Genomic DNA, 9,225 nt, shown 5'->3' with positions numbered 1-9,225 from the left:
GTAGATAGGCCAGAGGTGTAAGTGTAGTAATACATTAAGCTAACTGGTACTAATAGATCGAGGGCTTAATCATTATTTCCTATATGTATCTTTGAATTTACAGTTTTAATTTCAAAGACCAATTAATTTTTAACGCATTTAATTGCTTTTTTTCAGTAGAAAAAAGAACTCGCTTCGCTCAGACAGCTTTTTTCTTTGACCTTCATAAAGCAATGAAAAGCTAAATTAATAAGGTGTGAAATCAAAACAGAAATTTTGTTGGCTTTTCTCAAAGTAAAAAGATCAAGTTCATAAAAGAAAAGAGAACAGAATAAATCAAAATTTTATAGATTTCCGGTGGTAATAGCGGAGGGGCAACACTTGTTCCCATCTCGAACACAAAAGTTAAGTCCTCCAGCGCCTATGGTACTGCATTGGTAACGATGTGGGAGAGTAGGTCGCTGCCGGTCCTTTTTTCCAAGCTTTGATGATTTTTATAATACTGGGGTGTAGCCAAGCGGTAAGGCACTGGGTTTTGGTCTCAGGACGCGTAGGTTCGAATCCTACCGCCCCAGCCATTTAATTATAAATGCTCATCATTATTTTGGGCCATTAGCTCAGTTGGCAGAGCACCTGACTTTTAATCAGGTTGTCGGAGGTTCGAATCCTCCATGGCTCACCATTGGCGCGGGGTAGAGCAGTCTGGTAGCTCGTCAGGCTCATAACCTGGAGGTCATCGGTTCGAATCCGGTCCCCGCAACCATTTTTATTTTTAAAAATTAATATTTTATATACATCAGGCAAAATTACATGGTAAGATGCGGGAGTAGCTCAGTTGGCTAGAGCATCAGCCTTCCAAGCTGAGGGTCGCGAGTTCGAGTCTCGTTTCCCGCTCCATATATCATGGGTCTATAGCTCAGTTGGCTAGAGCATGTGGTTCATACCCACAGTGTCAGAGGTTCAAGTCCTCTTAGACCCACCATTTGTATTCATGGAGAGGTACCCAAGTGGCTGAAGGGGCGGGTTTGCTAAACCTGTAGCAGGGTATTTACCCTGGCGAGGGTTCGAATCCCTCTCTCTCCGCCATTTAATTTATGCCCTCATCGTCTAGGGGTCTAGGACACCAGGTTTTCATCCTGGCGGCAGGGGTTCGAATCCCCTTGAGGGTACCATTTTTGCGGGCGAATAGCTCAGTTGGGAGAGCACCTGCCTTACAAGCAGGGGGTCACAGGTTCGAGCCCTGTTTCGCCCACCATTTAAATAATGAAGTATATTGTTAGATTGGAAGAGATTCCTTTCTCGACATCTTACTTCCTACATCCAATACGGAGGTGTAGCGTAGCGGTTTAACGCGCCGGCCTGTCAAGCCGGAGATCGCGGGTTCAAATCCCGTCTCCTCCGCCATTTTTTATGCCGATGTAGCTCAGTTGGTAGCAGCGCTTCCATGGTAAGGAAGAGGTCACCGGTTCAACTCCGGTCATCGGCTCCATTGACTTTTATAGCCATGGGGATATAGCTCAGCTGGGAGAGCGCTACACTGGCAGTGTAGAGGCCAGGGGTTCGAATCCCCTTATCTCCACCAAAGTTAATTTATTTCTGGGTGGAGGACAATAAAATATTAAAAAGGAATAGAATAGGATTTTTAATAATCTTATTTCCTACTTCTTATTTCCTACATCTAATCTGGAGGGGTGCCCGAGTGGTTAAAGGGAGCAGACTGTAAATCTGCCGGCGATGCCTACAAAGGTTCAAATCCTTTCCCCTCCACCATTAAATATGCGGGAATAGCTCAGTGGTAGAGCATCACGTTGCCAACGTGAGGGTCGCGAGTTCAAATCTCGTTTCCCGCTCCATTTGATATTATGCACCTTAAAGGTGCTTTTTTTATTTCTTAGTATTTTTCAATATTCTGATAATTTAATATTACTTTATTATTTTTACTTTAACTGCTATAATAATAAATAATTATATCTAAGTATAGAGAACCGAGCAATTCAGCTGAAGCTGAAAATATAATTTATGAGGTGTTCAAAAATGCACGAAAAATTATTTACTCCAGGACCAACAGAAGTGAGAAGTGAATTACTTAAGGAATTATCAACAGCACAAATTCACCACCGAACTGAGAAATTTTCTGAGATTTATGATGATATTCAGGGAAATTTAAAAAAATTACTATTTACAGAAAATCCTGTTTTTTTATTTTCCTCATCTTCAACTGGAGCTATGGAGGCTGCAGTGACCAATGGGGTCAAAAAACGCTGTTTAAATTTTGTCAATGGCGCTTTTTCAGATCGCTGGTATCAAATCACTAAAAAAAATGGTGTTGCCTGTGATAAAGTAGAGATTCCCTGGGATCAGGCTGTAAAACCAGAATTAGTAGAAGAAAAGCTTAAGACAGGTAAATATGATGCGATTACTGTTGTTTTAAATGAGACTTCTACAGGTTTAATGAATCCAGTTAAGGAAATTGGAGAAGTTGTAAAGAAATTTGATGATGTTTTATTTTTAGTTGATGCTGTTTCAGGAATGGCTGGTACTGAAATTAGAGTAGATGACTGGGGAATTGATATGTGTCTGGCAGGAGTTCAGAAGGCATTTGCTTTACCTGCAGGTCTAACTGTTGCTTCAGTTAGTGATGATTTGTTAAAGAGAGCAGAAGAGGTGGAAAGTAAAAGCTATTATTTTAATCTGCCACTTTTATATAAGTATCATCAGCGTTCACAGACAAGAACAACTCCGGCAATTCCACAAATTTTTGCCCTGCAAAAGCAGCTGGATGATATCGTTAATCTTGAGGGCATAGAAAATAGATTTGCCAGACATCAGGAAATGGCTGAATATGTTCAAAACTGGGCTTTAGAATATTTTGATATATATGCTGAGGAAGGGTACTGGTCGAATACAGTTACCTGTATTGAAAACAATCGAGGTATTGATGTTAATAATTTAATTAAGACTCTGGTCGAAAAATATAATATTCGAATTGCTAATGGCTATGGTGATTTGAAAAATAAAGCTTTTAGAATTGGACATATGGGTGATCTGAGCTTAGCTGACATCAAGGGTTTACTGGCCACTATTGAAAGTATTTTAGAGTTATAAATTTAAAAAATCTGTTGAGTTTATTTGGAAGGTTTGATTATTGATGAAAAGACATAAAAAGCTAGTTTTTCTGGCATTTATGATGATGATAATGCTGGGATTTATTAATAATATGAGGGGTACATTAATTCCTCCAATCAGAGATTTTTATACAGTAAATTACTCACAGATTGGTGTAATGCTGATGGCCTCAACTTTTGGATTTATGTCGGCAACATTTTTTGGGGGACTGGCGGCCAGTCATTTTGGCTTAAAAAGAGTAATTACTTTTGGATTTCTGGCTGCTGCTTTTAGTATATTTATAATGGGTTATATTAATTCATTTCTTTATTTAATCTTGTTGATGACACTACTGGGAATTGGACTTGGCTCAGTAGAGATCGGTGCTAATTCACTGGGAGCCAAGATATTTGTAGAAAAATCCGGGATGATGATGAATATGCTCCATTTATTTTTTGGTGTAGGAGCTTCTATAGGCCCTCGTTATGCCGGCTGGCTTTTATCTTTAGACTTAGAATGGTATCAAATTTATTTAACTGCACTGGTTTTGATTATATTTTTACTTATCTATTTATTTTTTACTGATTTTCCAGTAGAAATTGAAAATGATAAAAAAGATAATATTGCAATTAAAGAAATAGTAAAGCAGAAAAAAGTATGGCTTTTTTCTGCAGTTTTAGGCTCAGCTGTTGTGTCTGAAATTGCAATTGGAAGCTGGCTGGTTAATTTTCTGCATGTAGAAAGAGCATTTAGCACAACTTCTGCTTCTACATATTTATCATTATTTTTTGTAATTTTTACTGTGGGGAGACTTGTAGGAGGATATTTTACAGAGCATTTAGGATATATCAAAATACTATTTATCTTTGCTTCAGCAACATTATTCTTATTTATCTGCGGTCTCTTAGTAGAGGGAGTTTTGGGAGCAGTTTTCTTTTCTACAGCAGGATTTTTTATTTCTATTATGTTCCCTACCATTATGGCAGTTATAATGAATGAATTTGATAAGGGTGTAAGTTCTTATATGGGCTTTATTATTACTACTGCCTCTGCAATAAATATGACTTCAAACTGGCTGATTGGTAAAATCAATGATATTTTTAATGTGTTTACTGGTTTTGCAAGCATAAGTTTCTTTATGTTTTTAATTATTGTTTTTTTATATTTTTTAAACCGGGAATTAGAATATGATTTTGCTAAATAAGAAATTACAGCTATAGTTTTAAATAATTAATTAAGATGAGAAGAGAGCAGCCCCAGAAAGGCTGCTCTGAAATTTGAATTCTTATATTTTAAGATAATTTATTTCTTTAAGATTGGCATTGATTTCATTTAGACTATTTTTGATTTCTTGCATAACTTCTTCTGAGGGTTTTGAATCAATTTGAATCAATACAACTGCCTCTCCACCTGGTGATTTCCTGCCAACCTGCATATTTGCAATATTAATTTTGTCTTTTCCTAAAACAGAGGTTATTTTTCCAATCACACCCGGTTTATCCTGATAACTTACAATTATAAATTCTCCGTCCAGCTCAAGATCAATTCTTAAATCATTTATTCTTACAATTCGATAACCATTAGGAAGATAAGTTCCCGAAAGACTGTATTCTTCTTTATCAGATTTAACTTTTAGATTGACTAAATTTTTAAGTTCAGTTTCATTTTGAATTTTACTTTCTTTAATGGCAATTTCTCTTTCTTCAGCTATATGCATTGCATTAACTAAGTTGATTCTGTTATCCAGTATGGGATCAAGAATAGATTTAATTAAACTTAAGGTTATGGGTTTAAGCTTGAAATTATTAATTTCACCCCCGTATTCTACTTCAACTGCTTTAATTCGCTGGTCTCCTTTCCATTCTGCCATAAATTTACCCAATTTAGCTACCAGTTCAATATATGGCTGAGCTTTTTTGAATTCCTGAGGATCCATAACCGGAATATTGAGAGGTGATTCTGGAAGATTACCCTCGAGAACAGAGACAACTTCTCTAGCAGCAGCGATAGAATTATTATCTATTGCTTCAATAGTGGTTCCTCCCAGATGTGCAGTCATTATAACCCGGTCTTCAAAATTCAGCAGTGGATTATCTTTAGGGACAGGTTCTTCCTCATGAACATCGATTGCAGCGCCTGCAATTTCATTTTCTGCTAGAGCTCTGGCCAGTGCTTTGGTGTCAATATTTTTTCCGCGAGCACAATTAATTATTCGCGCATTTTTCTTCATTAATTTAAACTCAGCTTCGCTTAAGAGATGATGAGTTTCCTCAGTTAATGGGATGTGAAGAGTTATATAATCAGATTTTTTTAAGAGTTGTTTTAGAGAAAGCAGAGGAACATTTAAACTTTCTGCTTTTTCTGGAGCAAGATAGGGATCATTTGCTATTACATCCATTCCAAAAGCTTGAGCTCTTTTAGCAACTCGGCTCCCAATTCTATTTAATCCAATTATTCCCAGTGTTTTAGCTTTTAATTCAACTCCTCTATATTTTTTTCTATTCCAGAGGTTGTTGTGTAATGCCTGATTTGACTGAGGAATATTTCGGGAAAGGGAAAGCATCATTCCCAGAGTATGTTCTACAGCAGAAATAGTATTGCCGGTAGGAGTGTTAAAAACAAAAATTCCTTTTTTAGTTGCTTCCTCCAGGTCGATATTATCATAACCGGTGCCTGCTCTGCCTATTACTTTTAAGTTTTCAGCTTTAGCTAAGGCTTTTTTATCTAAATCTGTCATACTGCGAAGTATTATTCCATCATATTGATGAATAGTTTTTAAACATTCTTCGCGAGATTGTTCGGGTTTGAAATCAACTTCTATACCTGCCTCTTGTAAAATATCAATGCCTTTTTGAGAAATGTTGTCATTGACTAAAACTTTATACACGGTTAATCACTCCCCTAAATATTTTGCTAATTTAACTTCATTATATCTAATAAATACGATACAAGCAAACAGAAAATTCTTAAAATTAAGACGCAAAAATAAAAAGGGGTAAAAAAAAGAGCAGTCTTAATAAGACTGCTCCCGCGATTATACTAAATATATTTATATTTCCAGATAGCTTAAATCTTTTACTCGAGTATCAAGTTCATCAAGATGGACTTTGATTCTTTCCATAATTTCTTTAGAAGGTTTTGAATCAATCTGCATCATCATAATTGCTTCGCCGCCAATATCCTGACGTCCCACCTGCATATTAGCAATATTAATATTTTCTTCACCAAGTGTTGAACCAATTTTACCAATTACTCCCGGTTTATCCTGATAACTAACTATAATAAATTCACCTGAGAGGTCAAGATCAATTCTCAGCCCATTAATTTCGATTAACCTAAATCCAATTGGTAAATAGGTTCCGGCCAGACTGTACTCTCCAGTTTCAGTTTTAAGGTTGATTTTAATAATATTTTTTAATTCACCTTCATTTTGAATCTGGCTTTCCTTTAAAGAAATACCTCTTTCTTCAGCAATATGCATTGCGTTTACAAGATTAATTCGGTCATCTAAAATCGGCTCTAAAATAGATTTTACCAGACTTAAAGTCATTGGCTTGTGGTTAAATTGATTAACCTCTCCACCATATTCGACTTCTACAGCCTCAATTCTTTCGTGCCCTTTCCACTTAGCCATAAAATTACCCAGCTTAGTTACCAGATTAATATACGGTTTAGCCTGATTAAACTCCTGGGGATCCATTGCCGGGATATTAAGTGGTGATTCGGGCAGATTGCTCTGTAAGACTGAAACTACTTCTTCAGCTGCGGTAATCGACACATTATCCATGGCCTCAGTAGTTGTTCCACCTAAATGACAGGTCATAATAACACGATCATTAAATTTAAGTAGAGGATTATTACTGGCTTTAACTGGTTCTTCCTCATGAACATCGATTGCTGCACCGGCAATTTTATTTTTTTCTAATGCCTCAGCCAGAGCTTTGGTATCTACATTTTGACCTCTGGCGCAGTTAATTACGCGCGCACCATCTTTCATAATGGCGAATTCTTTGTGACTTAAAATATGATAGGTTTCATCAGTTAGCGGTGTATGTAGTGTAACATAATCTGCTTTTTCTAAAACCTCTTTAAATGGCAGTAAAGGGACATTAATTTTCTCAGCTTTTTTTGGAGCTAGATACGGGTCATTGGCAATTACTTTCATTCCAAAACTCTGGGCTCTCTTGGCAACCCTGCTTCCGATTCTTCCCAGACCAATAATTCCTAAAGTTTTACCCTTTACTTCAACCCCCATATATTTTTTGCGGTCCCAGATATCATTGTGTAGTGCCTGGTTTGCCTGGGGAATATTACGGGAAAGTGAAAGCATCATTCCCAGAGTGTGTTCAACCGCAGAAATTGTGTTTCCAGTTGGGGTATTAAAAACGAAAATTCCATGTTTAGTAGCCTCATCTAAGTCAATATTATCATAACCTGTACCTGCTCTACCTATTACCTTTAATTTTTTTGCCTTATTTAAAGCTTCAGCGTCTAAAAGAGTCATACTTCTAACAATAATTCCATCATAGTCGGCAATAGTTTCTAAAAAATCTTCTCGGCTCTGTCCTGGTTTGAAATCAACATCCATGCCTGCTTCCTGTAAAATATCAATTCCTTTTTGAGCAATATTGTCACTGACTAAAACCTTATACACTTATTACCACTCCTTCTCTCTTCTTGCTACTAATTTTTTTTAATTATATCTAACTGGAAAGGATAAAGCAAGGATTTAATGCTTTAACAGAGTAAAATAAGAATAAATTATATTTTCATTATATTACAAAAATTTTGATATCTGAATCTAGCTTGCTGTAAAGCTGATAAAAATATATAATGATTAAAAGGAGTGATAAGTATGGCGAAGGTATTTCCATTTCATGGTTATAGATATAACCAGGAGCAGGTTGGAGAACTCGAGAAGGTAGTAACACAACCATATGATAAGATTGATCAGCAGTTACAGGAAGAATATTATGAGCAAAGTCCTTATAATGTTGTGCGTTTGATTTTAGGAAAGGAAGAAGATCGCTATCAGAGTGCAGCTGATTATTTGAACAACTGGATTAAAAAGCAGATTTTAGTTCGTGATCAAAAAGCAGGTTTTTATCTCTACACTCAGGAATATGAGGTTGAAGGAGAAAAGTTTGTCCGCAAGGGCTTTGTTGGTCTGGGAGAACTGGAGGCTGGCGAAGGAGTTAAGGCTCACGAAAATACAATGGAAGGGCCAAAAGCAGATCGTTTAAAGTTAATTAGATCTACAGAAGCAAATTTTGGTCATATTTTTATGCTTTATTCAGATCAGAAAAATGAAATTAATAATTTATTTACAAAATTAATGAAAGACGAGCCTCTTTTTGAGGTGCATGATGAAGATCAGAATTTACATAAAGTCTGGCAGCTGACTGATTCAGAGCTGATAGCAGAGATAAAAGAAAAGATGGAATCTAAAAATTTATATATTGCTGATGGACATCACCGCTATCAGACAGCTTTAAATTATCAGCAGGAGTGTAAAGAAAAGGGCTGGCAGGCAGATGGAGTTGAAAGTTTTAATCACCGTCTGATGACTTTTATCAATATGGATGATCCAGGATTAAAGGTACTGCCCACCCACAGATTATTGTATAATATTAAAGATTTTGAAGTTAATTCGTTTTTAGAAAAAGCAGCTGAGGATTTTAGTATTAAAGAATTTGACAGTAAAGAGGAAATGTATATTTTTCTTGATCAGAATCAGGAAAAGAAAGTATTTGGTTTTAAAGCTGGAGCAGCTGAAGCATACTATGTGTTTGAATTTGAAAATGAGGCTGTTTTGGATCAGGTAGAAGGTGATTATTCTCAGGCTTATAAAGAACTTGATGTAAGTATTCTGCATAATATTATTCTGGAAAAATATTTGGGTATAGATAAAAAAGCACTGGCTGCTAAGTCAAATCTAGACTATATAAGATATCGAGATAAAGCTCTTGAAAAACTGGAGACTGGTAAATATCAGGCAGCATTTATTCTAAATCCTACTTCGGTTAAAGAAGTGAAGGATATTGCAGACCAGGGAGAAAAAATGCCGCAGAAGTCTACTGACTTTTATCCAAAACTTTTAACCGGCCTTGTAATTAATAAATTATCAATAAAAAAATAGCT

5 protein-coding genes, 13 tRNA genes and 1 rRNA gene are annotated in these 9,225 nt (G+C 36.2%); 17 read left to right on the top strand and 2 right to left on the bottom strand.

Annotation, left to right across the window (positions count from 1 at the left end):
• The first annotated feature begins 332 nt into the window (after positions 1-332).
• The 16 genes from rrf to C8C76_RS11340 all read left to right on the top strand — a co-directional run bounded on the left by rrf (position 333) and on the right by C8C76_RS11340 (position 4,288).
• Positions 333-449: ribosomal RNA gene (rrf, locus tag C8C76_RS11415) — 5S ribosomal RNA — on the top strand.
• A gap of 33 nt (positions 450-482) precedes the next feature.
• Positions 483-557 (top strand) — tRNA-Gln (locus C8C76_RS11410).
• 28 nt (positions 558-585) lie between these two features.
• A tRNA-Lys gene (locus C8C76_RS11405) sits at positions 586-661 on the top strand.
• A 4-nt stretch (positions 662-665) separates the two neighbouring features.
• A tRNA-Met gene (locus C8C76_RS11400) sits at positions 666-742 on the top strand.
• A gap of 57 nt (positions 743-799) precedes the next feature.
• Positions 800-876 (top strand) — tRNA-Gly (locus C8C76_RS11395).
• Positions 877-884: 8 nt separating this feature from the next.
• Positions 885-961 (top strand) — tRNA-Met (locus C8C76_RS11390).
• 11 nt (positions 962-972) lie between these two features.
• Positions 973-1,065: transfer RNA gene (locus tag C8C76_RS11385), tRNA-Ser, on the top strand.
• 10 nt (positions 1,066-1,075) lie between these two features.
• Positions 1,076-1,151, top strand: a tRNA-Glu gene (locus C8C76_RS11380).
• Between the two features lie 7 nt (positions 1,152-1,158).
• Positions 1,159-1,234, top strand: a tRNA-Val gene (locus C8C76_RS11375).
• Between the two features lie 72 nt (positions 1,235-1,306).
• Positions 1,307-1,383: transfer RNA gene (locus tag C8C76_RS11370), tRNA-Asp, on the top strand.
• Positions 1,384-1,391: 8 nt separating this feature from the next.
• Positions 1,392-1,468 (top strand) — tRNA-Thr (locus tag C8C76_RS11365).
• A 17-nt stretch (positions 1,469-1,485) separates the two neighbouring features.
• Positions 1,486-1,561, top strand: a tRNA-Ala gene (locus tag C8C76_RS11360).
• A 103-nt stretch (positions 1,562-1,664) separates the two neighbouring features.
• Positions 1,665-1,749: transfer RNA gene (locus tag C8C76_RS11355), tRNA-Tyr, on the top strand.
• 8 nt (positions 1,750-1,757) lie between these two features.
• A tRNA-Gly gene (locus C8C76_RS11350) sits at positions 1,758-1,832 on the top strand.
• Positions 1,833-2,013: 181 nt separating this feature from the next.
• Positions 2,014-3,084: a pyridoxal-phosphate-dependent aminotransferase family protein gene (locus C8C76_RS11345; RefSeq protein ID WP_108141758.1), complete on the top strand. Its 1,071-nt coding sequence runs from the start codon at positions 2,014-2,016 to the stop codon at positions 3,082-3,084.
• Between the two features lie 43 nt (positions 3,085-3,127).
• On the top strand, positions 3,128-4,288 hold the full coding sequence (locus tag C8C76_RS11340; protein ID WP_108141756.1) for an MFS transporter: 1,161 nt from the start codon (positions 3,128-3,130) through the stop codon (positions 4,286-4,288).
• An 81-nt stretch (positions 4,289-4,369) separates the two neighbouring features.
• On the opposite strand, the gene serA (C8C76_RS11335) is transcribed toward C8C76_RS11340, so the two are convergent.
• Both serA (C8C76_RS11335) and serA (C8C76_RS11330) read right to left on the bottom strand, forming a co-directional pair.
• A complete protein-coding gene (serA, locus tag C8C76_RS11335) occupies positions 4,370-5,971 on the bottom strand; it encodes a phosphoglycerate dehydrogenase (protein ID WP_108141754.1) in 1,602 nt (533 codons plus the stop codon).
• Between the two features lie 162 nt (positions 5,972-6,133).
• On the bottom strand, positions 6,134-7,738 hold the full coding sequence (gene serA, locus C8C76_RS11330) for a phosphoglycerate dehydrogenase (RefSeq protein WP_108141752.1): 1,605 nt from the start codon (positions 7,736-7,738) through the stop codon (positions 6,134-6,136).
• 201 nt (positions 7,739-7,939) lie between these two features.
• Here serA (C8C76_RS11330) and C8C76_RS11325 point away from each other — a divergent pair, with 201 nt between their 5' ends.
• Positions 7,940-9,223: a DUF1015 domain-containing protein gene (locus C8C76_RS11325; RefSeq protein WP_108141750.1), complete on the top strand. Its 1,284-nt coding sequence runs from the start codon at positions 7,940-7,942 to the stop codon at positions 9,221-9,223.
• The last annotated feature ends 2 nt before the right edge of the window (positions 9,224-9,225 follow it).

The organism is Halanaerobium saccharolyticum, from assembly GCF_003053565.1.
Taxonomy (GTDB): Bacteria; Bacillota; Halanaerobiia; order Halanaerobiales; family Halanaerobiaceae; genus Halanaerobium; species Halanaerobium saccharolyticum_B.
The sequence above is the reverse complement of the archived record's forward strand: the minus strand, read 5'-3'. Positions and strand labels throughout refer to the sequence as shown.

What these genes read in the sequence shown, in the direction of transcription:
- C8C76_RS11345 (WP_108141758.1), top strand. Translation starts at nt 2,014, where the DNA reads ATGCACGAAAAATTATTTACTCCAGGACCAACAGAAGTGAGAAGTGAA.
- C8C76_RS11325 (WP_108141750.1), top strand. Translation starts at nt 7,940, where the DNA reads ATGGCGAAGGTATTTCCATTTCATGGTTATAGATATAACCAGGAGCAG.
- C8C76_RS11340 (WP_108141756.1), top strand. Translation starts at nt 3,128, where the DNA reads ATGAAAAGACATAAAAAGCTAGTTTTTCTGGCATTTATGATGATGATA.